Annotated in this window: 21 protein-coding genes; 8 read left to right on the forward strand and 13 right to left on the reverse strand. The window is 74.8% G+C overall.

What is annotated here, in order from left to right:
* The first annotated feature begins 58 nt into the window (after positions 1–58).
* The 8 genes from ADEH_RS21450 (at position 59) to ADEH_RS21485 (ending at position 8,935) form a co-directional block, all read left to right on the forward strand.
* On the forward strand, positions 59–790 hold the full coding sequence (locus ADEH_RS21450; protein ID WP_011423198.1) for a YIP1 family protein: 732 nt from the start codon (positions 59–61) through the stop codon (positions 788–790).
* 19 nt (positions 791–809) lie between these two features.
* Positions 810–2,153 (forward strand): TolC family protein, encoded by a 1,344-nt coding sequence (locus tag ADEH_RS21455; RefSeq protein WP_011423199.1) that lies wholly within the window; start codon positions 810–812, stop codon positions 2,151–2,153.
* Positions 2,154–3,530: an efflux RND transporter periplasmic adaptor subunit gene (locus ADEH_RS21460; protein WP_011423200.1), complete on the forward strand. Its 1,377-nt coding sequence runs from the start codon at positions 2,154–2,156 to the stop codon at positions 3,528–3,530. It begins immediately after the preceding gene.
* 2 nt (positions 3,531–3,532) lie between these two features.
* Positions 3,533–4,258 carry an ABC transporter ATP-binding protein gene (locus ADEH_RS21465; protein WP_011423201.1) on the forward strand — a complete coding sequence of 242 codons (726 nt, stop codon included), beginning with the start codon at positions 3,533–3,535 and terminating at the stop codon, positions 4,256–4,258.
* Positions 4,255–5,517 carry an ABC transporter permease gene (locus ADEH_RS21470; RefSeq protein WP_011423202.1) on the forward strand — a complete coding sequence of 421 codons (1,263 nt, stop codon included), beginning with the start codon at positions 4,255–4,257 and terminating at the stop codon, positions 5,515–5,517. Before ADEH_RS21465 ends, ADEH_RS21470 begins: the two co-directional genes overlap by 4 nt.
* Positions 5,514–6,755 (forward strand): ABC transporter permease, encoded by a 1,242-nt coding sequence (locus ADEH_RS21475; RefSeq protein WP_011423203.1) that lies wholly within the window; start codon positions 5,514–5,516, stop codon positions 6,753–6,755. The genes ADEH_RS21470 and ADEH_RS21475 overlap by 4 nt, the downstream gene beginning before the upstream one ends.
* Positions 6,756–6,787: 32 nt before the next feature.
* Entirely contained in the window at positions 6,788–7,459 is a 672-nt protein-coding gene (gene lepB, locus ADEH_RS21480) for a signal peptidase I (protein WP_041453757.1), read from the forward strand.
* A 471-nt stretch (positions 7,460–7,930) separates the two neighbouring features.
* Entirely contained in the window at positions 7,931–8,935 is a 1,005-nt protein-coding gene (locus ADEH_RS21485) for an HNH endonuclease (RefSeq protein WP_011423205.1), read from the forward strand.
* A 117-nt stretch (positions 8,936–9,052) separates the two neighbouring features.
* Here the strand turns inward: ADEH_RS21485 and ADEH_RS21490 are convergent, their stop codons facing one another.
* The 13 genes from ADEH_RS21490 to ADEH_RS21550 form a co-directional block, all read right to left on the reverse strand.
* Entirely contained in the window at positions 9,053–10,594 is a 1,542-nt protein-coding gene (locus ADEH_RS21490; protein ID WP_011423206.1) for an ATP-dependent DNA ligase, read from the reverse strand.
* A gap of 10 nt (positions 10,595–10,604) precedes the next feature.
* Entirely contained in the window at positions 10,605–11,075 is a 471-nt protein-coding gene (locus ADEH_RS21495) for a hydrogenase maturation protease (protein WP_011423207.1), read from the reverse strand.
* A 151-nt stretch (positions 11,076–11,226) separates the two neighbouring features.
* Complete coding sequence (locus ADEH_RS21500) at positions 11,227–12,711, reverse strand: Ni/Fe hydrogenase subunit alpha (protein ID WP_011423208.1); 1,485 nt, start codon at positions 12,709–12,711, stop codon at positions 11,227–11,229.
* A complete protein-coding gene (locus ADEH_RS21505; RefSeq protein ID WP_049760152.1) occupies positions 12,708–14,174 on the reverse strand; it encodes a hydrogenase iron-sulfur subunit in 1,467 nt (488 codons plus the stop codon). The genes ADEH_RS21500 and ADEH_RS21505 overlap by 4 nt, the downstream gene beginning before the upstream one ends.
* 5 nt (positions 14,175–14,179) lie before the next feature.
* A complete protein-coding gene (locus ADEH_RS21510) occupies positions 14,180–16,078 on the reverse strand; it encodes a 4Fe-4S dicluster domain-containing protein (protein ID WP_011423210.1) in 1,899 nt (632 codons plus the stop codon).
* A 150-nt stretch (positions 16,079–16,228) separates the two neighbouring features.
* Positions 16,229–16,441, reverse strand: coding sequence for a sulfurtransferase TusA family protein (locus ADEH_RS21515; protein WP_232287372.1), 213 nt, complete (start codon positions 16,439–16,441; stop codon positions 16,229–16,231).
* A gap of 184 nt (positions 16,442–16,625) precedes the next feature.
* On the reverse strand, positions 16,626–17,084 hold the full coding sequence (locus tag ADEH_RS21520; protein WP_011423211.1) for a PTS sugar transporter subunit IIA: 459 nt from the start codon (positions 17,082–17,084) through the stop codon (positions 16,626–16,628).
* A gap of 126 nt (positions 17,085–17,210) precedes the next feature.
* A complete protein-coding gene (hpf, locus tag ADEH_RS21525) occupies positions 17,211–17,765 on the reverse strand; it encodes a ribosome hibernation-promoting factor, HPF/YfiA family (RefSeq protein WP_011423212.1) in 555 nt (184 codons plus the stop codon).
* A 256-nt stretch (positions 17,766–18,021) separates the two neighbouring features.
* Complete coding sequence (gene rpoN / locus ADEH_RS21530) at positions 18,022–19,527, reverse strand: RNA polymerase factor sigma-54 (protein ID WP_011423213.1); 1,506 nt, start codon at positions 19,525–19,527, stop codon at positions 18,022–18,024.
* Complete coding sequence (gene lptB / locus ADEH_RS21535) at positions 19,524–20,291, reverse strand: LPS export ABC transporter ATP-binding protein (protein WP_011423214.1); 768 nt, start codon at positions 20,289–20,291, stop codon at positions 19,524–19,526. The genes rpoN and lptB overlap by 4 nt, the downstream gene beginning before the upstream one ends.
* Positions 20,288–20,830 (reverse strand): LptA/OstA family protein, encoded by a 543-nt coding sequence (locus ADEH_RS21540; RefSeq protein WP_011423215.1) that lies wholly within the window; start codon positions 20,828–20,830, stop codon positions 20,288–20,290. Before ADEH_RS21540 ends, lptB begins: the two co-directional genes overlap by 4 nt.
* Complete coding sequence (locus ADEH_RS21545) at positions 20,827–21,264, reverse strand: hypothetical protein (RefSeq protein ID WP_232287373.1); 438 nt, start codon at positions 21,262–21,264, stop codon at positions 20,827–20,829. The genes ADEH_RS21540 and ADEH_RS21545 overlap by 4 nt, the downstream gene beginning before the upstream one ends.
* A 161-nt stretch (positions 21,265–21,425) precedes the next feature.
* Entirely contained in the window at positions 21,426–22,403 is a 978-nt protein-coding gene (locus ADEH_RS21550) for a lysophospholipid acyltransferase family protein (RefSeq protein ID WP_011423217.1), read from the reverse strand.
* Positions 22,404–22,436: the final 33 nt, after the last annotated feature.

Raw genomic sequence — 22,436 nt, forward strand, 5'->3', positions numbered from 1 at the left:
GCGAGCGCGCGAAGCGTGAAATACGCGGTCCGCCTGCCCCGTAGGGCCGGGCACGCACATGACCGCATCCGAGCTTTCCACCGACGGTTCCATCCTCCTCCGCGCGCTCGCGGTGCCGCAGCACGGGTTCTCGCTCGTGACCACGCGCCGGCGCGCCGGCCTCGCGCTCGCGCTCGCCACCGCGGCCGCGCTCGCCACCGCGGCCGCGGTGCTCCCGAGCACCGACTTCGGCGCCTCGGCGCTGGCGGCCGACCGCAGCCCGGAGGGCGCCGAGCTCACCGTCAGCCAGCGCGAGGAGAACGCCGCCACCGCGCGCAAGCTCGGCCTCATCGCCGGCTGGGCCGGCGCCGCCGCGCTGCCCGCGCTGCTCGCGGTGGCCGCCGCCGGCTGCCTGTTCGTCGGGTTCCGCGTGGCCGGGTCGCGGCCGGACTTCAAGGCGACGCTGGCGGTGACCGCGCACGGCATGCTGCCGGTGTGGCTCGGCGGGCTGCTCGCCATCCCCGCCGCGCTGGTGCACGCCCCGCTCGCGCCGGCGGACGTGCCGCGGCTGGTGCCGTCGAGCCTGGCCGCGCTCGTCCCCTCGGCCCCGCCGCCGCTCGCCGCCGCGCTCGGCGCCGCCGACCTGTTCACGGTGTGGGCGCTCGCGCTGGTGGCGCTCGGCATGGCCCGCGCGGCCGGGACCTCGCGCCTGCGCGCCGCGGTGGTGACGCTGGTGCTCTTCGCCGCCTACGTGGCGCTCCTCAAGGTGGTCCCCGCCGCGCTGTCGGCGGGCGGCCCCGGCCCCCGCTAGCACAAGGACCCGAGACCGCATGCGCTCCCTCGCCGCCGCGCTCCTCCTCGCCCTCGCCTCCGCGACGCGCGCCCAGGCGCCCATCACGCTCGACGACGCGCTCGCGCAGGCCGCGCGCGCGAACGCGGACCTCTCCATGGCGCGCGCCGACCGCGGCATCGCCGCCGCCGACCGCGGCCAGGCCCGCGCGGCGGTGCTGCCCCGCCTCGACCTCGACGCCGGCTTCGGCCACAGCTTCATCGGCCGCGCCACCGGCGCCGGCGCGCTCATCGACCCCATCACCGGGCAGGTGACGGTGGTCGGCGCCGCGAGCGACTCCGAGGCCTACAGCGCCTCGCTCTCGCTGTCGCAGCCGCTCTTCGACTGGGCCCGCTTCAAGGACCTCGACCGCGCCCGCTGGGGCGCCCGCGCCACCGACCGCGGCTACGACGAGACCGCGCTCTCCGTCTCCTTCGAGGTCACGCGCCGGTTCTACGACCTCGTGAAGCAGGAGCGGAGCCTCGAGGTGCTGCAGAAGACGGTGACGCGCTCGCAGGAGCTGGTGGACCGCGCCGAGGCGCTGTTCACGGCGGGGCGCGCGCCGAAGAGCGACACCTACTCGGCCCGCGTGAACCTGCAGAACGACCGCATCGCGGTGGAGGGGCAGCGCATGCGGGTGGCGCAGGCGCGCACCGCGCTGGCCCAGGTGCTGGGGCGCATCGACGCCGAGGCGATCTCGGTGGTCGCGCCCGCGGCCATCGACGCGCCCGGCGTCCCCGGCGCCGAGCCTCCCGCGGCCGACGCGCTCGTCGCCCGGGCCCGGGAGCGCCGCCCGGCGGTGCTGGCGCAGGCGGCCTCCGTGCACGCGGCCCGCGCCGCGGTGGGCGGCGCGCAGGCCGGCTACCTGCCCACGGTCTCGGCGGTGGGCTCCTACGCGCGCCAGGGCACCGTGCTCGGCGGCCAGGGCGGCGTCTACGGCGATCCCGGGCGCGACTACAGCGCCTCCGCCCAGGTGGTCCTGTCCTGGAACCTGTTCGAGGGGTTCGGCACCTCCGCCCGCGTGCAGCGCGCCTCGGCCTCGCTCGACCGCGCCCGCGCCGACGAGGACCGGACGCTGCAGGCGGTCGCGAAGGAGATCGGCGACGCGCGGGCCGCGGCGGTGACGCTCGCGCAGCAGGTGGCGCTCGCCACCGACACGCTCGCCATCGCGCAGCAGTCCCTGGCGCTCGCGACCGAGCGGCTGGAGGCGGGCCTCGCCAACCAGCTCGAGCTCCGCGACGCAAATCTCAAGCTGACGCAGGCGGAGCTCTCGCTCCTGGAGTCCCGCATCGATCACGCCGTGGCGATCGCCGACCTGGCGCGCGCCGCGGGAGGAACGCTCTAGATGGCCACGCAGAACCCGCTCCCGATGCCCTCCCCCGACCACGCCGCGCCGGCCCCGGAGGGCCCGGTGCTGGCGGCCCTCCCGCCGCAGCCGCGCATGAGCTGGGGCAAGCGGATCGTCGCCGGCCTGTTCGTGGTGGCGGTGGTCGCCATCACCGTGTCCGCGCTGCGCCCCAAGCCGCCGCCGCCCATCGGCATCCAGGCGGTGGCCGCGAAGCGCGGGCCCATCACCCGCCTCGTCACCGCCGCCGGCAAGCTCCAGGCGGCCACCGAGGTGAAGCTCTCCGCGAACGTCTCGGGCGACCTGCTCGAGCTCGACGCGCACGAGGGCGACCTGGTGAAGAAGGGCCAGGTGCTCGGCAAGGTGGACTCGCGGCGCTACACCGCGCAGGTGGCGCAGCAGACCGCCGCGCGGGCCAGCGCCGCCGCCGACGTCGAGCTGGAGAAGGTGAAGGTCGCGCAGCTCGAGCAGGAGCTGGCCCGGGTGGAGCGGCTGGTGAAGACCGGCAACGCCAGCGCGGCCGAGCTCGACACGGCCCGCTCCAACCTCGGGGCCGAGCGGGCCCGCCAGCAGGCCGCGGTCGAGCGGGTCGCCCAGGCCGACGCGGCGCTCAGCGAGGCGCGCCACGCGCTCTCGCTCACCACGCTCGCCTCGCCCATCGACGGCGTCATCACCAAGCGCCAGAAGACCGCGGGCGAGCGCGTGCGCGGCTCGGACCTGTCCGAGGACGTGGTGCTCATCATCTCCACGCTCTCCAAGATGGAGGCGAAGATCGAGGTGGGCGAGCACGAGGTGGTCTACGTGAAGGAGGGCGACACCGCCGAGGTCGAGATCGACGCCTTCCCGGACCAGAAGTTCCCGGCCACGGTGGTGGAGGTGGCGCGCAACGCGACGGTGAAGAACCAGGGCACCGAGGGCGAGGTGACCACGTTCTTCGTGCGGCTCGCGCTCGACCACCCGGTCCAGAACGCGCTCCCCGGCATGAGCGCGCAGGCGTCCATCGCCACCGACACGCGCGCCAGCGCGGTGGTGGTGCCGATCCAGGCGGTGACGGTCCGGCCCGAGCGCGAGCTGACCGGCGCCGGCCCCGCGCCCGAGGGCCCGCCCACCCCGGCGCAGGGCGCCGGGCAGAAGAAGGCCAAGCGCGATCCGCTGCGCAAGGTGGTGTTCGTGATCGAGGACGGGGTGGCGAAGATCCGCCCGGTCGAGACGGGCCTCGCCAGCGACACCGAGCTCGAGATCACCTCCGGCCTGAAGGAGGGCGAGAAGGTGGTGGAGGGCCCGTACCGCGTGCTCTCGCGCGAGCTCGCCGACGGCAAGCGCGTCGTCGAGGAGCCGCTGGGCGGCAAGCCGGGCGCCGGCGGGAAGAAGGGGTAGCCGTGGCCGAGCCGCTCATCGTCGTCGAGGAGCTTCACCGGCACTACGTGGTGGGCGGCGAGACCGTGCGCGCGCTCGACGGCGTGTCGTTCACCATCGAGCGCGGGGAGTGGGTCGCGATCGTGGGCCAGTCCGGCTCGGGCAAGTCCACGCTCATGAACCTGCTCGGCTGCCTCGACACGCCCAGCGCCGGCGTCTACCGCCTGAACGGCTCGGACGTGGAGGGGCTCGCCGACGACCAGCTCGCAGACCTGCGCAACCGCGAGATCGGGTTCGTGTTCCAGACGTTCCAGCTGCTGCCGCGCGCCAGCGCGGTGCAGAACGTGGAGCTGCCGCTCGTGTACCGCGGGGTGCCGCGCCGCGAGCGCCGCGCCCGCGCCGAGGGGGCGCTGCGCGCCGTGGGCCTCGGCCACCGCATGACCCACCGGCCCAACGAGCTGTCCGGCGGCCAGCGGCAGCGCGTGGCCATCGCCCGCGCGCTGGTGGGCGAGCCGTCGATCCTGCTCGCCGACGAGCCCACCGGCAACCTGGACTCCGCCACCGGCGAGGAGATCATCCGCCTGTTCTCCGAGCTGCACCAGCGCGGCCACACCATCATCCTCGTCACCCACGAGCCGCGGCTGGCGGCGCGCTGCCCGCGCGCCATCCGGCTGTCCGACGGCCGCGTGGTGGGCGACGGCCCCGGCGCCGAGGTGGCGCTGTCCGGCGCCCGGGCGGTCCACGCATGAACCGCGCCGTCCGGGCCTTCGTCCGCGCCGGCGCGGAGCTCGCGGAGGCGGTGCGCATCGCGCTCGAGTCGCTGGTCGGCGCGCGGCTGCGCAGCTTCCTCACCACGCTCGGCATCGTCATCGGCGTGATGACGGTGATCGCGATCGTCGCCATCATCCAGGGGCTGAACCGCTCGTTCGAGGGGCAGATCGCGAACCTGGGCGCGAACACGCTCTACGTCTCCAAGTTCGCCTGGCTGGCGCAGGGCCGCGGCGAGTGGTGGGAGATGCGGAACCGCAAGGACCTGGGCAAGCGCGAGCTGGCCGCGGTGGAGCGCGAGGTGACGCTCGCCACGGCGGTGGCGCCGCAGGCCGGCACGCGCGGCACGGTCACCCGGCTCGACAAGGAGCTTTCCGGCGTCCAGCTCATCGGCACGAACGCGCGCTACCTCGACACCGGGGCCGGCTCGGTGCAGGCCGGGCGCTTCCTCACCGACACCGACGTGGACCTGGAGCGCGCGGCCGCGGTGCTGGGGTACGCGGTGGCGGAGCGGCTGTTCCCGGGCGCCTCGCCGGAGACCGTCCTCGGCCAGCGCGTCACGCTGGAGGGCCACCCGTTCACGGTGGTGGGGGTGATGGCGAAGCGCGGGCAGATGCTCGGCATGGACATGGACAGCAACGTCATCCTGCCGTTCACCACGTTCCTGCGCGACCTCGGCTCGAAGCGCTCGCTCAACCTGGCGGTGGCCGCCGCGCCGGAGAACCTCTCCGCGCTCGAGGACCAGATCGTCGGCGTGCTGCGCCGGGTCCGGCAGGTGGCGCCGGACAAGAAGGACGACTTCGCCATCAACCGGCAGGAGCAGTTCCTGCGCATCTACCGCCAGCTCACCGGCGCGCTCTACGGCGTCGCCATCGGCGTGGGGCTCATCACGCTGGTGGTGGGCGGCATCGGCATCATGAACATCATGCTGGTGTCGGTGACCGAGCGGACCCGCGAGATCGGGGTGCGGCGGGCGCTGGGCGCCCGGCGGCGCACCATCCTGCTCCAGTTCCTGATCGAGTCCTCGGTGGTGGCGGCGCTGGGCGGCGCGGTCGGCACCACGCTCGGCCTCGGGGTGGCGCAGCTCGTGGCGCTGCTCACGCCGCTCGCGGCCGCGGTGACGCCCTCGGCGGTGGCGCTCGGGCTCGGCTTCTCCGCGGGCGTGGGCCTGCTGTTCGGCTCCTGGCCGGCCTGGCGCGCCGCGCGCCTCGATCCGGTCGAGGCGCTGAGGTACGAATGAACGCCTTCCTCGACACGCTGGCGATGGCCATCGGCACGCTGCGCGGCAACGTGCTGCGGTCGATGCTGACGCTGCTCGGCATCGTGATCGGCGCCTGCACCGTGGTGGCGATGATGTCGCTCACCGAGGGGCTCCGCCTCAAGATGACGACCGACTTCGCCATGCTGGGCGCCGGCGCGTTCCAGGTCCAGAAGTGGCCGCACATGAACTTCGGGCCGATCGACTGGCGCAAGTACGAGCAGCGCAAGCCGCTCACCCGCGAGCAGGGCGAGGCGCTCCGGTCGCTCCCGCACGTGAAGTTCGTGTCGATCGAGGAGTACCCGAGCGGCGACGGCAACGGCGCGGCGGTGGTCTCCACGCCGGAGCGGGCCACCCGGCGCGAGGTCGCGTTCGGCGGGGTGCTCCCCGACTACGAGCCCGCCAACGGCGTCACCGTCGGCCAGGGCCGGTTCATCACCACCACCGACGTGCTGCTCGGCCGCCGGGTGACGTTCGTGGGCACCGACGTGGTGGACGTGCTGTTCCCGAAGATGGACCCCATCGGCCGCGAGGTGCGCATCCGCGGCGTGCCGTTCGAGATCATCGGCGTCTCGGTGAAGCAGGGCAGCATCTTCGGCCAGTCGAAGGACTCCTGGGCGGTGGTGCCCTGGACCGCCTACGAGGTCGCGTTCGGGAGGAACCGCAACAACAACATCGCCATCCAGGCCACCTCGGCGGAGGACCTGCCGCTCGCCATGGACGAGGTGGTCGCGACCCTGCGGCGGCTGCGCGGGCTCGGGCCGCAGGACGAGAACGACTTCGAGCTGTTCTCGAACGACACCTCGGCCGAGATGTTCGACAACCTGGCGCGGATGGTGGGCGCGGCCACGTTCGGCGTGTGCGCGCTGGCGCTGCTGGTCGGCGGCATCGGCGTCATGAACATCATGCTCGTGTCGGTGACCGAGCGGACCCGCGAGATCGGCGTCCGGATGGCGCTCGGCGCCCGCCGCGGCCGCATCCTGATGCAGTTCCTGCTCGAGTCGATCACCCTGTCCGGCCTGGGCGGCCTGGTGGGCGTGCTGGTCGGCGCCGGGCTGGCCCTGGGGGCCCGGACCGTGTTCGACGTTCCCGCGAGCATCCCGGCGTGGGCGGTGATACTCTCCCTCGCCTCTGCCTGCGGGGCCGGGCTGCTGTTCGGCATCTACCCGGCCGCCCGAGCCTCGAAGCTCGACCCGGTGGAGGCGATGCGGATCGAATAGGAGAGCGGCGGCGCGTGGACAGAGCGAAGGTGATGAGAGAGGTACGGGGCTGGACGCTCACCATCCTCGCGGTGCTCGCCTTCCGGACGTTCCTCTACGAGGCCGTCTACATCCCGTCGGGCTCGATGCTGCCGACGCTGGAGATCGGCGACTACGTCATCGTGGAGAAGTGGGCCTACGGCGCGCGGCTGCCGTTCACGGCGACCGCCCAGGCCACCTGGGCCACCCCGAAGCGCGGCGACATCGTGGTGCTGCTCGCGCCGCCGGGGAACCCGCGCGACGACGACCTCATCAAGCGGGTGGTGGCGGTCGGCGGCGACACGGTCGAGATCGTGGACGGGCACCTGGTGCTGAACGGCCAGCCCGTGCCCCGCGAGCGGATCGCCGGCTCGTGCGGCTACTGGGACCGCCCCGAGGGCAGCGGCTGGCGCGAGGAGCCGTGCGTGGACGCGGTCGAGCAGCTCGGGCCGCACCGCTACCACACGTACTGCACCCCGTACCAGGAGTGCGGTGACGTGCCGCCGCAGAAGGTGCCGGAGGGCACGGTGTGGCTCGCCGGCGACCACCGCGACCACTCCGCCGACAGCCGCGTGTTCGGCCCCGTCCCCGTCGGCCGCATCAAGGGCCGCGCCTGGATCGCGCTCGCGTCCTGGGGGCCGGGCGGGCCGCGGTGGAATCGGCTGTTCCACTTCGTGAATCATTAGGCGTCCGCTCGCCCTGAGCTCGTCGAAGGGCGTGGGTGTCCGCTCGCCCTGAGCTTGTCGAAGGGCGTGGGTGTCCGCTCGCCCTGAGCTTGTCGAAGGGCGAGCGTGGGGTCGGCTTCGAGGGGGAAGCGACGCTCGGGAGCCGGCCCGCGTGACCGGAACCGGCGCTGCGGGGATCGGCTCGCGAGAGCTCGTGGGTGCGGCGCGGGGCGCGGAGGGCGTGCGCCAGGTCACTCACTGAAAGTGACTATCCGCTTGCAGCCCAACGGGAACGCGCTGCGCGCTTGACGGAGTTGGCGCCGGGAGCGAAGCCCGCGAGCGGGATCGCTGGGGCGCAGGGGCCTGGTGAGCCTGAACGGCGTGGCGGCGGTGCCGGGCAACGAGCGGAGGGGTCGCGGAACCCTGATGGCGTTCGCCCGTCCTGTGCGATCCTCGTGCGTTTCACGATGGGCGAACTGACTCCGCCATGGCGTGGCGCTCGGCACGGAGCAGGTCGACGAGACGCTTCGTGAACTCGGTGGCGTTGTCCCATGCCCGAAGCATCGCACGCGAAGGCTCTCGGCGGGCTCGGCCCAGCTTCGCAAGACGGCCGCCGAGCTCATCAACCGGTACCCGGCGATCGAGGAGGCGCTTCGCGAAGGGAAGCTCTGCCTGTCGTCCGTCTGCGAGCTGGCGAAGGTGGTGACGTCCGAGAACTGCGCGGAGGTCCTGCCGCGGTTCTTCGGACTGTCGAGCCGGGATGCAGCGGGCGTGGCTGCGTCCATCCGTCCAGTCGAGAACCCGCCCCACCGCGAGCTCGTGGTGCCGCTCCGGGCCAACGCGCTCGTGGCCGTCCCGGAGCCGGCATCACGCGACGCCGCGTCCTCGTCGGAACCCGACCGGGTCGTTTCATTTCATGCGCATGAAATGGGTTCGGCCGTCTCCGTGCCGGAGCCGCTCGCGCCCGTGCCGCAGGCGGCCTGCGCCGTGGTGCCGGTCGCGAAACGGAGCTCGGTGGACTGGCTCTGCGCGGACCAGGCCCGCATGCACCTCACGGTCTCCAAAGCCTTCCTCAGGAAGCTCGATGCCGCCCGCGATGCGCTCTCCCACTCGATGCCGGGCGCCACCCGGGAGAACGTCCTCGAGGCGGCGCTGGACCAGCTCCTGGCCGAGCGGGCACGCCGCACGGGGCTCACAGCCAAGCCGAAGGAGCGCGTCCGTCCTTCGAAGCCGGACCACATCTCGGCCCACGTCCGCCGCGCGGTCTGGGAGCGCGACGGCGGGCGGTGCACGTTCGTCCTCGCGTCCGGCGAGCGATGCGGCTCCACGCATCGGCTCGAGCTCGACCACGTCGTGCCGCGGGCGCGCGGCGGGGCCTCGACCGTGGACAACCTCCGGATCCGCTGCCGAGGTCACAACCTCGAGGAAGCGCGCCGGGTCCTCGGGGACGCGCTGATGGATTCGTACGCGGGGACACGCCACGCCAGCTCCGCCTGACGCGCCCCCGCCCCGCCCTCGGGCCTCTCGCGAGCCGATCGCTCCGCCGCGGCTCCGGGCACGCGGACCCGGTCCCGGACGCCCTCGCACCCTCGAAGCCCGCCCGATTCGCCCCCCTCACCCTCCGTACAGCCCCCGCACCGTCTCGATCGTGTCCGCGTCCTCGGGGCGCTTGTCCTCGCGGTAGCGCTTCACGCGCGCGAAGCGGAGGGCGAGGCCGCCGGGGTACCGGGGGCTGGACTGGATCCCGTCGAACGCGACCTCCACGACCAGCTCCGGGCGCACCGGGACCTGCCAGGCGTCGAGCGGCCCGGTGGCGAGCGCCTTCAGCCGGTCGGTCTGCCACGCGAGCATGGCGTCGGTCATGCCCTTGAACGTCTTCCCGAGCATCACGAAGCCGCCGGAGGCGGGGTCGCGCGCGCCGAGGTGCAGGTTCGAGAGCCAGCCGCGGCGCCGGCCGCTCCCCCACTCCGCGGCGAGCACCACGAGGTCGAGCGTGTGCGCGCGCTTCACCTTGAGCCACGCGGCGCCGCGGCGGCCGGCCTCGTAGGGTGCGTCGAGCGCCTTCGCCACCACGCCTTCCTGGCCGCGGGCGAGCGCGTCCTCGAGGAACGCGCGGGCCTCGGCGGGATCGCGGGTGACGAGCCGCGGGACGCGGCGCTCCGCCGGGATGGCCCGCGCGAGCGCGGCCCAGCGCTCGCGCTCGGGGCGCGCCAGCAGCTCCGCGCCGCCGGCCACCAGCGCGTCGAAGAAGAACGCGGTCAGCGGCAGCTCGGGCGCGAGCCGCTCCACGTCCAGCTTCCGGCCGAAGCGGCGCATGGTGACCTGGAACGGCTCGGGCGTGCCGTCGGCGCGGAGCGCGATGGCCTCGCCGTCGAGCACGAGCCGCGGCTCGGGCGCGGCGCGCAGGAGCGCCACCACCTCCGGCACCGCCGCGGTCACGTCGCGCAGCGAGCGCGAGAACACCCGCACCGCCTCGCCGTCGCGGTGCGCCTGGATCCGCGCGCCGTCGAGCTTCCACTCCAGCGCGGCCTCGCCGCCGAGCGCCCGGAGCGCCTCGTCCACGTCCGCCGCGGTCTGGGCCAGCATGGGCGACACCGGCTCCCCCACCCGCAGCCGGAAGCGCGCCAGCCCGGCGGCGCCCTCGGAGAGCGCCGCCTCCGCGACGGGCGGGAGCGCGCCCGCGAGCATGGCCGCGCGCCGGACCTCCGCCGCGGGGAGCCCCGCCGCCTTCGCCACCGCATCGGCGAGGACGCCCTCCAGCGCGCCCTGGCGCAGCTCGCCGAGGACGAGCGCCGCGAGGAACCGGCGCTCGGGGTTGCCGGCGCGGGCGAGGAGCGCGTCCAGCTCCCGGCGGCGCGCGGCGCCGGAGCCCGGGCCGGCCACGGCCGCGATGCGGCGGAGGGCGGCGTCCACCTCCGCCACCGTGAGCCCCGGCCCGCTGCGCTCCGGCGGCGCCGCCTCGAGCGCCGCCCGCAGCGTGGCCGCGCCGATGCCGACGCGCCCACCGGGCAGGTCGCCGGCGAGCCAGCTCGCGCCCACCGCGCGCTCGTCCGGCGCGAGCCGGCCGAGCGCGTCGGCGAGGCGCGCGATCTTCTCCAGGCGCGCCGGGGTGGCGGCCACCGCGCGGGAGACCTCGGCGAGCTCGGCGAGCAGCACGCCGGATCGTCTAACCGGCGGCGCCCGCCAGCGCGCGGGCGGCGGCGCGCGCGGCCGACTCCACGGCCGGGACGGCCGCGGCCACCGCGGGGGTGAGCCCCTCGCCCACCTCGTCCAGGATCTCGACCTCGACCGCCACGAGCTGGATCCGCGACGGCACCGGCGCGCCGGCGGCGCGGGCGCGGGCGACGGCCGAGGGGAGGCCGATGGCGTGCGGCGACGGCCCCTCGGGCGCGTGGATCGCCTCGAGCGGCAGCGCGTGCACGGTGCCGGGCGGCGCCGCCCCGGTGCGCACCGCGTCCACCACCACCACGCGGTCGAAGCCTTCCATGTCGTCGAGCAGGTACAGCCCGGCCCGGGCGCTGGTCCGGACCTCGACGCCGGGCTCGGGGCGGGCCGAGAGCCGCGCCGCCACGTGCAGCGCCACCGCGTCGTCGCGGCGGAGCGGGTTGCCGAGGCACAGGATCAGGACCGGGCCCATGGCCACCCGTGGCGGGCTCGAGGCGGGGCCCGGCCGGACCGAGCGCCATCCACTCGCCCCTCGACAGGCCGGGGGCGAGCGGCCGTTCGAAGCGCCGCTCGAGGTGAGCCCGTCGAACCGCGAGCGGGACCGAGGCGCGCGTGCGCCGCCATCAGTCCGCGTCCTCCGGCACGCGCCGCCGGATCACCTCGCGCACCGCGCCGTCGGCGCCGCGCACCGTGACCACCAGCGGCAGCTCGCCGGGCAGCGCGTGCGACGCGCAGGCGTTGCAGGGATCGTAGGCGCGGAACGCCATCTCCAGGCGGTTCAGGAGCGCCGCGTCCACCTTCCCGCCGCGGATGAGCCCCTTCGCCGCCTTGCGCACCGAGACCTGCACCGGCGCGGCGTTGTGCTGGGACGCGACCACCAGGTTCGCGGCGGTGAGGATCCCGTCCGCGTCGGCGGCGTAGTGGTGGAACAGCGTGCCCCGCGGCGCCTCCACCGCCCCCACGCCCTCGCGCGGCCCGGGGAGCGGCGCCGGCACCTCGCGCACGTGCGGATCGCCGAGGCGCGGATCGCCCGCCAGCTGCTGCGCGGTCTCCGCCGCCTGGAGCGCCTCGACCAGCCGCGCCCAGTGGAACGCCAGCGTCTGGTGCGCCGGCCAGCCCAGCGCCTCGAACAGCCGCTGCCGCTCCGCCTCGGCGCGCGGCGTGGCCATCGCGCGCGCCACGTTCAGCCGCGCCAGCGGGCCGACGCGGTAGAGCCCGGTGTCGTCGCCCTCGGTGAACCCCGTCCAGCCCTTCGCCTTCAGGTAGGTGAGCTTCGCGTACGTCCAGGGCTCGACCCGCTCGGCCAGGTGGTCGAGCCAGTCGCGCGGCGCGAACGCCGCCAGCTCGCGGCCGGCCGGGTCGATCACCCGCAGCCGCCCGTCCAGGAACGCGAGCCGGCCGCCGCCGTCCACCATGCCCATCGAGTGGCAGCGGACCCGGTACGCCTCGCTCGCGAGCGCCTCCGAGTACTCCGGGTGGTCGAGCACCGCGGCGCGGAACGACGCGAGCGTGTCCTCCGCGAACCGCACCAGCCCGGGCGCGAGCGCGCGGGCGCGCTCCACCGTGGCGGCGTCCACCGCCTTCGAGATCCCGCCCGGCAGCGCGAACACCGGGTGCACGGTGCGCCCGGCCAGCGCCGCCATCAGCTCGCGCGCCTCGCGCCGGGCCGAGAGGATCCGCTTGCCCAGGTCGGCGCCGACCTTCGCGAGCACGCCGAGGATGTTGCGCATGGGCGCGGGCGCGTCCGAGCCCGCGTAGAAGTCCGGGCCGCCCATGTACCAGTAGTGGAGGAGGTGATCCTCGAAGATGAAGAGCTGGTAGTAGAGCGCGCGGGCGAGCCGGGCCGCCGCCGGCGGCGCGACGCCGTAGAGCGCGTCGAGCGCCTGCACCGCGGCGATGTGGTGCGCCGCCGGGCACACGCCGCACACGTGCGCCGTGAGCTGCGGCATCTCCTCGGCCGGGCGGCCCACGCAGAAGCGCTCGAAGCCGCGCAGCTCCGGGACCTGCAGGAACGCGCTCTCCACGTCGCCGCGGTCGTCGAGGAGGATCTCGATCTTCCCGTGCCCCTCGAGCCGGGTGATGGGGTCGATGGTGATCCGCCGGGTCACGCGCCCTCCCCGGCCGGCCCGGCCGGCCGCACGCGCCGCGGCAGCAGCGCCGCCGCGTAGGAGTAGCGCCAGAACGTGCCCGCCGGATCCGGCACCGCCGCCCCGAGCGCGGCCGGGTCGGCGCCGCCCAGCAGCGAGGCGAAGCCGGAGAGCATCGCCGCGCCGCCGTCGCGCACGCCGTCGAGCGGCCCGAAGCAGCCGCGGCAGGGCATCCCCGCCTCGACGCAGCCGGGCTGGCAGCCCTGGCGCGTCGCCGGGCCCATGCACACGAGCCCCTGGGCGAGGAAGCACAGCTCGGGATCGACGGCGGAGGTGGCGAGCCGGCGCAGCGCGTGGAGCTCGATGCGCTCCGGCCGCGAGCCCTTGCGCGGGCAGTCCTCGCAGAGCGAGACGTCCGGCGCGAGCACCGCGCCGCGCGGCGGGGGAGCGTCGCCGAGCAGCGCGTCGAGCGCGGCCTGCACCACCGCGGGCGAGGGCGGGCAGCCGGGGATGGTGTAGTCCACCGAGACCACGTCGGCGAGCGTGAGCGTGCGCGGCAGGAGCACCGGCAGGGAGAGCGTCGCGCCGTCCGCGCGGACCGGCCCCCCCGGCAGCGGCGCCTCCGGGTTCGAGACGCTGGGCGGCGCGCGGTAGGCGGCCTCGAGCAGCGCCTCCGGCTCGGACAGGTTCCCCAGCCCCACCACGCCGCCGAGGTGCGCGCAGGCGCCGAACGCGACCACCGTGCGCGCCTTCCGGCGCAGCAGCCGCGCCCACTCCTCCTGCTCGTCGAGGCGCACCGCGCCGTTCACGAACGCGAGGTCGATCCCGCCGTCGGGCAGCGCCTCCACGTCGGCGCGCTTGTGGTCGGTCGCGACCGGCCAGAGCACCACCTCGACGCGCTCCAGCAGGCCGGCGAAGCCGTCGCCCAGGTCCACCACCGCCTCCTCGCAGCCGCCGCAGGAGGCGTTCCAGTAGAAGGCGACGCGCGGCTTCCCGGGCGCGCGCGGCGGCAGCGCGGCGGCGGCCCCGGGGCCGGCCCCGGCGAGCGCGGCGTCGAGCCCGGCGCCGTCGAGCGCGCGGCGCGGGTAGTCGAGCGGCCCGAGCGCGCGGAGCGCGGCGGTCATCTCGCGGACCTCGCCGGCGAGCCGCTCGGCCTCGTTCGCGCCCGCCCAGGTCATCCGGAAGCGCTCCGGCTCGATCCCGGCCTGCTCGAGCGCCCGCGCCAGCACCGCGCCGCGGGCGGCGGCGCGCAGGTTGCCGTCGAGGTAGTGGCATTCGCCCGGGTGGCAGCCGGCCACCAGCACGCCGTCGGCGCCCTCGCGGAAGGCCTGGAGCACGAAGCCCGGCTCCACCCGCCCCGTGCACATCACGCGCACGGTGAGCAGGCTCTGCGGCATCTCCAGGCGCTGCTGCCCGGCGCGGTCCGCGGCGGCGTACGCGCACCAGTTGCACAGGAACGCCACGATGCGCGGCTGGTGCGCCACCCCGCTCACCTCCCCGCCAGCAGCGCGGAGATCTCCGCCGCGATCTGCGCGCGGGTGAAGTGGCGGGCGCTGGCCGCGCCGGTCGGGCAGGCCGCCGCGCACGTGCCGCAGCCGCGGCAGTCCCCCGCCAGCACCCTCGCCTTCCCGTCCGCGCCGTCGATCACCATCGCGCCGAACGGGCAGGCGGCGACGCACATTCCGCAGCCGCCGCACAGCGCCGCGTCCACCTCGGCCGCGAGCGGCTCGAGCGCGCGCCGCTCCCCGGGCCGCAGGGTGGCGAGCACCTGGCCGGCCGCCGCGGCGCCGTCGCGGATGGCCTCGCGGATGCTCCGCGGGCCGGCGGCCGCGCCCGCCACGTAGACGCCGGCGGTGCGGGTGGCGGTGGGCTCGAACGGGCTCGCGCCGCCGTCGCCCAGGAACCCGCGGCCGTCGGGCGCGAGGCGCAGGAGCGCGGCGAGCGCCGCGGCGCCGCTCGAGCCGCGCGAGGGCGCGTGCACGGCGACGAGGTCAGCCCGCCGGCGCGTGGTGCCGCCGCCGGGCTCGGCCAGCCGGACCTCGAGCGCGCCCGCCGCCGCCGCCGCGACGCCGCCCTCGACGAGCGCCCCCGGGAGCAGCTCGACCCCGTCGCGCCGGAGCGCGGCCGCCAGGCCGGCGAGCTGCGGCGCGCGATCGAGCCCGCCCGCGACCGCGACCCGCGCCGAGGGCAGCCGGGCGCGGACGCGCTGCGCGAGCTTCAGCACCTCCCGCAGCGCCAGCTCCCCGTCGGCCTCCGCCGCGGTGGTGGCGAGCAGCACGGCCTCCGGCGTCCGCCCGCCCGCGCCGCGCAGCGCGCCGCCGGTGGGACCGTCCGGGTGGAGCATCCGCTCGAGCTGGTAGGAGGACACGAGGCCCTCCGGCCCGTCCACCGCGCCGGGCTCGAGGCCGGTCGCGATCACGATCGCGCCCACCTCCACCTCGCCCAGGCGCGGGGCCTCGCCGAGGCGCACCGCGCCGAACGGGCAGGCGCCCGCGCACGCGTCGCAACCGGGCAGGCACGCGGCGCGGTCCACCACCGCCGCGTGCGGCAGGCACCCCGGGTACGGCAGGTGGATGGCCTTGCGGGCCGGCCCGCCGCCCGGCGGATCGGCCAGCTCGACCGGGCAGGCGGCGCCGCACACCTCCGCGCAGCCCAGGCACGCGGCCGGATCCACGTGGCGCGGCGCGACGGCCAGCTCCACCGTGAACCGCCCGGCCGAGCCCCGCACCCGCCGGACCTCGGCGCCGGTCACCACCTCGACGCGGTCCGAGTGCAGGACGCGATCGAGCGCCGGCTCCATGAAGCAGCTCGCGCAGGCGAGGTCCGGGAACACCTCGTCGAGCCGGTTCGCGAGCCCGCCCAGCGCGTGCGCGCGCTCCACCAGCACGACCTTGCGGTCCTTCTGCGCGAGCGCCAGCGCCGCCGAGATCCCCGCCGCGCCGCCGCCCACCACCAGCGCGTCGGCGCTCACCTCCACGTCGGCCTCGGGCAGCGGCCGCTGCAGCGCCACCCGCGCCAGGCCGGCGGCCACGAGGCGCCGGGCGCGCGCGGTCACGTCCGCGGGCGCGCCGCCCAGCCACTCGACCTGCTCGCGCAGGTTCACCATGTGGAGCTGCCAGGGCGAGCGCCCCGCGCCGGCGAGGACGCCGCGGAACGTGTGCTCGTGCTCGCGCGGCGAGCAGGCGCCCAGCACCACGCGATCCAGCCCGCGGGCGCGGATCCGCTCGGCGAGCCACGCCTGGCCCTCCGGCGAGCAGAGCACGTCGTGGACGGCGACGTCGGCGGCGGCCGGGAACGCGCCGGGCGCGGAGAGATCGGGCAGCCGCACCGCGCGCCCGAGGTTCGGGCCGCAGCGGCAGAAGTAGAGGCCGATCCGGCTCGACGCCATCGTGGTGCCCGCTCTGCTCGCGGTTCGACAGGCTCACCGCGAGCGGTCTCCGGGTCCGCTCACCCTGAGCCCCGCCGAAGGGCAGGCTCACCGCGAGCGGTCCGTCCGGCTCCGCTCGCCCGAGCCCGTCGAAGGGCGGGCGGATCCCGTTCAGTACTGTATCTGGATCACCGTCTTCACGCCGTCGCCGCGGACCGAGAGCAGGGTCTTGCGGCGGCGCTCGCAGAAGGTGCGGATGTCCTTCTCGAACGTGGGGCAGTCGCCGGTGATCTCGACCATCGTGCCGGACGGCGTCTCGGCGGTCTCGACCGCCAGCTTCAGCACCGGCTGCGGGCAGCGCATGCCGCTGCAGTCGATCTTCATGATGGATCCCACCGCTCGCTTCCTCCCGGGCCGGGCGCGACCATACCCGGCCGCTCCGCTCCACGTCAAACCCAGACGGGGCACCCCCCGAGCGCCGCGGCGACGCAGGGAATCCCCGTGTAGACGCGGAGTTACGGCGCAGCGTGGCGGATGGCCGGCGACCGGGCGGGCGCCCGGCGGGACGTCAGTACTTCGCGTCCTCCGCCTCGATGAGGCGGTAGATCTCGGCCGACCCGGGCGCCTTCATGATCGCCTCGCGGAAGGCCGGGTTCTTGAAGATCCGGCTGATCCGGGCGAGCGCCTTGAGGTGCGTGCCGGCCGAGTTCTCGGGGGCGAACAGGGCGAAGAACAGGTGCGTGGGCTTCCCGTCGATGGCCCGGAAGTCCACGCCGCCGGCGGATCGGCCGAAGCTCGCCATCAGGCCGGGCAGGCCCGGGACCTTGCCGTGCGGGATGGCCACGCCCTCGCCGATGCCGGTGGAGCCGAGCTTCTCGCGATCGAGCAGCGTCTCGACGAGCCGCTGCCCGTCCACCTTCTGGCTGGCCGCGAGCGGGCGGACCAGCTCGGCCAGCACGGCGGGCGCCGCCTGCCCGGAGAGGCTGGCGATCACGGCGTCGGACCGGAGGAACTCGACGATCTTCATGGCGGACCGGCGTCAGCTAACACAGGTGGCAACGTGTGGGCAAGAAGGCAAGGCGGCCGCGGCGTCGCGCCGGAGCCGCGACGGGCGGGACGCGGCGCCCGGGGACGCCGCGCCCCGCCGCCGCGATCAGGCCGGGCGCGCCTCGATGAGGCCGACGTTCCCGTCGTCGCGCCGGTACACCACGTTGATGCTCCGGTCCTCCGTGTTCTGGAACACGTAGAAGTTCGCGTCGAGGAGGTCGAGCTGGAGGATCGCCTCGTCGAGCGACATGGGCTTCGCCTGGAACTCGGTGCTCTTGATGACCTTGTGGCTCGGGCGCGAGGGGTCCTCGAGGATCCCGAGCACGTCGTGCCGGACGTCCAGCGTCGGGCGCTCCGTGCCCGCGGCGGCGGCCTTGTGGTTGAGGAGCTTCTCCTTGTGCTTCTTCAGCTGCCGCTCGATCTTGTCGGCGGCCGCGTCGATCGACGCGTACATGTCCCCGGTCTTGGCGGTGCCGCGCAGCAGGAAGCGCCCCGCCTTCACGGTCAGCTCTGCGTGGTGCTTCAGGTTCTCCAGGTGGAGGACCGCGTACGCCTCGGTCGGCCGGTCGATGTACTTCTGCACCCGTTCGACGCGATCGCGGACGTGGGCCTTGAGGGCTTCGGTGGGATCCAGATGCCGGAAGGTGATGTTCACCTGCATGAACCGCCTCCTTGGGAGGACCGCAAATGCTTCGGCCGCGGTCCGGCGGGCGCTGTTTCCCGTCGGTGCCGCGGCCGCGAATGCTGCCGGAGCTGGCAACATGTCGAGGTCATAATACCCCAGGGCCGCCGCGATCGATCCGGCGTTCGCCCCTGCCTCGGGCCTGACGGGGCGTGCGCGCTGCCGCGATCGGGCGCCCGGCCGGCCGCCGCGCGCGGGGCCGCCCCGTCGCCGGTTCCCGGGACGCCGCGGGCGGCTAGAAGTACTTCTTGCGCTTCGAGCTGGGCAGGATCCCCAGCACCTCGCGGTACTTCGCGACGGTGCGGCGGGCGATCTCGATGTTCTGGCCCTTCAGGAGCTCGACGATCTTCTGGTCCGAGTGCGGGTGCTTCGGGTCCTCGGCCGCCACGATCTGGCGGATGTGGTTCTTCACCGCCTCGCTCGCGATCTCGTCGCCGCCGGTCTTCTGGATGGCCGAGTTGAAGAAGAACTTCAGCTCGTAGATGCCCTGCGGCGTGTGGACGTACTTGTTCGTGGTGACGCGCGAGACGGTGGACTCGTGCATCCCGATGTCCTCGGCCACGTCGCGCAGGATGAGCGGCTTCAGGTGCGCGATCCCCTTGTCGAGGAAGTCGCGCTGGAACTTCACGATCGACTCGGTGACCTTGTAGATGGTCCGCTGCCGCTGGTGGATGGAGCGGATGAGCCACACCGCGCTGCGCAGCTTCTCCTGGATGTACTCCTTCGCCTTGCCCGCCTCGCCGTTCTTGAGCGCGGCGCGGTACATGCCGGAGATGCGCAGCTTCGAGAGGCCGTCGTCGTTGAGGACCGTGACGTACTTGTCGCCCATCTTGTGGACGTAGACGTCGGGGGTGATGTACTGCGCCTCCTCGCCGGAGTAGGCGCGGCCCGGCTTCGGCTCGAGGCGGCTGATCACCTTCACCGCCTTCACCACCTCCTCGATGGGAACCTTCAGGTCCTTGGCGATGGCCTGGTAGTTCTTCGACTCGAGGTGCTTCAGGTGGCGCTCGATGATCGCGACGATCTCGGGCGTGTCGGCGTTGAGCGCGTCCACCTGGATCATCAGGCACTCGCGCAGGTTGCGGGCGGCGACGCCCAGCGGATCGAACGTCTGCACCTTGCGCAGCACCCGCTCGGCGACCTCGATCCCCTGCCCCGACTCGAACGCGACCCGCACCAGCGGGTCGCGCGAGGTGGCCTCGTCGGCCTCGCCCTCCACCGCCGGCATCTTGAAGTAGCCGTCGTCGTCGAGGTTCCCGATGATGAGCATCGCGACCTGCTCCTCCTCGGGCGTGAAGTTCGAGAGGCGCAGCTGCCACACCAGGTGATCGACGAGGTCGGTCTTCTTGGTGAGCGTGGCCTCGTAGCCGGGCATCTCCTCGTCGGAGAGGCCGCGGTTGGACGGCGCGGTGTGGCCCTGGAGCTGGTACTGGTCGAGGTACTGGTCCCAGTCGATCTCGTTCGCGCCCTCCTCGCCCTTCACCTCCTCGGCCTTCTCCGCCTCCTTGTGCTCGGGCTTCGCCTCGATCTCGGCCTGCTCGGCGGGGCTGGCGCCGTCGGGCACCGCCTGCTCGTCGTTCTCGTCCGCCCCCTCCAGCATGGGGTTCTCGGTCATCTCGGTGCGGATGAGATCGACCAGCTCCATGCGCGAGAGCTGCAGGAGCTTGATGGCCTGCTGCAGCTGGGGCGTCATCACCAGCTGCTGGGTCATCTTGAGGTGCTGCTTCAGCTCGAGGCTCATCGAGGCTCCGCTGGCTGGTGGTCGTCCAGCCTGAACTTGTCGCCGAGGTACACGGCCCGCGCGCGGGGGCTGGCGGCGATCTCGACCGGCGTGCCCTGCTCGAGGATCGAGCCCGAGGAGAGGATGTACGCGCGCCCGCAGATGCCGAGCGCCTCGCGCACGTTGTGGTCGGTGATGAGGACGCCGATGCCGCGATCGCGCAGGCCGCCGATGAGGCGCTGCAGCTCGCCCACCGCGATCGGGTCCACGCCGGCGAACGGCTCGTCGAACAGGATGTACCGGGGGCTGGAGAGCAGGCTCCGCGCCACCTCGGCGCGGCGGCGCTCGCCGCCGGAGAGCTGCTCGCCCAGCGAGTCCGCGACCTTCTCCAGGCGGTACTCGGCGAGCAGCGCCGCGGCGCGCGCGTTGCGCTCGGCCCGCCCGACGCCGAGCGCCTCCAGCACGCCCACGAAGTTCTGCCGGACGGTGAGCTTGCGGAAGATCGACGCCTCCTGCGGCAGGTACCCGACGCCGAGCCGCGCGCGGCGGTGCATGGGAAGCCGGGTGACATCGTGCTCGCCGAGCGTCACCTTCCCCTTCTCCGGCACCACCAGCCCCACCACCATGTTGAACGAGGTGGTCTTGCCGGCGCCGTTCGGGCCGAGCAGCCCCACCACCTCGCCCGGCGCGACGTGGAAGGACACGCCGTCCACCACGCGGCGGCCGCGGTAGGACTTCACCAGCCCCTCGGCCCTGAGGAGCCCGTCGCCGGCGGCCGCGGTCACTTCCCCCGCTCCTTGCGCTGCGCGTCCAGCTCGCGCCGCCGCTGCTCCACCTCGGCGCCCGGCACGGTGATCCGGACCGGCGCGCCGCCGCCCTCCAGCTTCACCTCGTCGGTGCGCAGCTCGTACACGAGCCGCTGACCGTGCGCCTCGGTGCCGCGATCGCGCAGCACCGCCGCGCCGTCGCAGGTCACCCGCGCGGGCGCGTTCTCGTAGGTGGCGGTCTGGCAGGTGACGGTGCGCTCCCCGCGGACCAGCTTCACGTCGCCGCGGCACACCGCGGTCTCGATCACGCCCGCCTCGTCGTTCTTCGCCTCGAGGCGCGCGCAGGTCAGCACCGCGTCGTCGCGGGTGAGCGTCACCGGCTTGCCGGTGAACACCACCTCGCGGCGCTGGAACGCGTACCGGACCTCGGCGGCGTCCACGCGGTAGTCGGGGGCCGTCCGCGCCGCGCCCCTCGCGGCGGGCCGCACGGCGGCGGGCTTGCCCTGGGCCGGCGCCGGAGCGGCGGCGAGCAGCGCGGCGGCGAGGAGCGCGATCACCGCGGCTCCCCCCCGCCGGTCAGCCGCGGGCTGCCGCCCAGCGTCAGCTCGCCGGTGCCGGCGTCGAGCACGAACCCGGTGCCCTGGAGCCGGTAGCCGCGCCCGTCCACGGTGAGCGCCTGGTCGCCGCGGACCATCCCGCCCTCTCCCTCGGGCGTGTACCGGGCGCTGGGCGTCCGGGCGACGTCGTCCTGGTGACGCACCGTGACACCGCCGCGCGCCTCGAAGGTGTGAGCAGACAGGACCCCCGAGCCTTCCGGCGCGGCGATCCGCACCGGGTCCCCAGCGCGCGGGAGGACCGCCACGACGTCGCGGGCCCGGAGCAGGGTCGAGTCGCGCTCCAGGGTCGCGGTGCGCGCCTCGCCCTCGACGCGCAGGTCCGCCTCCCGCCAGACGCGGAACCGAACCCCCTCGAGCATCAGCTCAGGCACCACGTCACGCGCCTCCACGGGCTGGGCGGGCTGGCATCCGGTGCCGAGCCCGAGCGCGAGAGCGGCGGCCAACCCGGCCGCCGTCCGCATCCAAAGCCGCTGAAACATAGCATTCTTTCCTTGCTGGATCGACAGGCACAGACCTTGCTTTATGCCCGGGCGCCCTAGCCGCGTGAAAGCTCAGCGCTTTTCGGCATTGCCTTTGCTTGGGGACCGCCGGCCTGGGCCTCGCCTTCGGGGCGCGTCTTCCAGCGCTGGTGCATCCACACCCACTCGGCGGGGTTCCGCCGGATGGCTGCCTCCAGGGCGGCAGAGCAGGCGGCGGTGAGCCGCACCGCCTCGGCCTCGCGGTCGGGCGGGTCGGCGGCGAACGGGATCTCCACGCACTCGAGGAGGTGGCCGTCCCCGGCGCGCGGCCCGCGGCGCCGGATCGTGCCGACCACCACCGGCGCGCCGAAGCGCAGCGCGAGGTCGGCCGCGGCGCGCGGCGTGTACGCGAGCCGGCCGAAGAACGGGACGAACACGCCCTGGACCTTCGTGTCCTGGTCGATGAGCAGCCCGAGCGCCTTCCCCTGCCGGAAGGTGCGGATGATGGCGCGGCCGGTGTCGGGGTTCTCGCGCCAGAGCGTGGTGACCCCGCCGGCGGCCCGGAAGCGCTCCGCCACCCGGTTCAGCCCGGCGTCGCCGCCGGCCTTGGCGATCACGGCGTTCGGGATGCCGGCCCGGGCGATGCGGCGGGCGAGGAGCTCCCAGCTCCCCACGTGGCCGGTGACGAACACCATGCCGCGCCCGCGCGCGATGACCTCCTGGAGCAGCCCGGGCGGCGACAGCTCGACGTAGGTCTCGAGCCGCGCGTCGTAGCTGCGGATCGCGGCGAGCTCGAGCGCGGTGCGCCCGAGGTGCACGAACATGGCGCGGGCGATGGCCTCGCGCTCGGCCTCGGGCTTCTCCGGGAACGCGACGGCGAGGCTCCCGAGCGCGAGCCGGCGGGTGCCGCGGGCGAGGTGGTAGGCGGCGCGGCCCACCAGCCCGCCGAGCGCGAGCGCGGGGCCGAGGGGCAGCAGGCCCAGAATCCAGAGGGCGGCGCGGACCAGCGCGGAGCGGACGCTCCTCTTGATCCGCTTGCGGAGCGGTACGGCCATGGCGGGCGCACGCTAGCACGGGATCCGGGGCGA

The sequence above is a fragment of the Anaeromyxobacter dehalogenans 2CP-C genome, assembly GCF_000013385.1.
GTDB lineage: Bacteria > Myxococcota > Myxococcia > Myxococcales > Anaeromyxobacteraceae > Anaeromyxobacter > Anaeromyxobacter dehalogenans_B.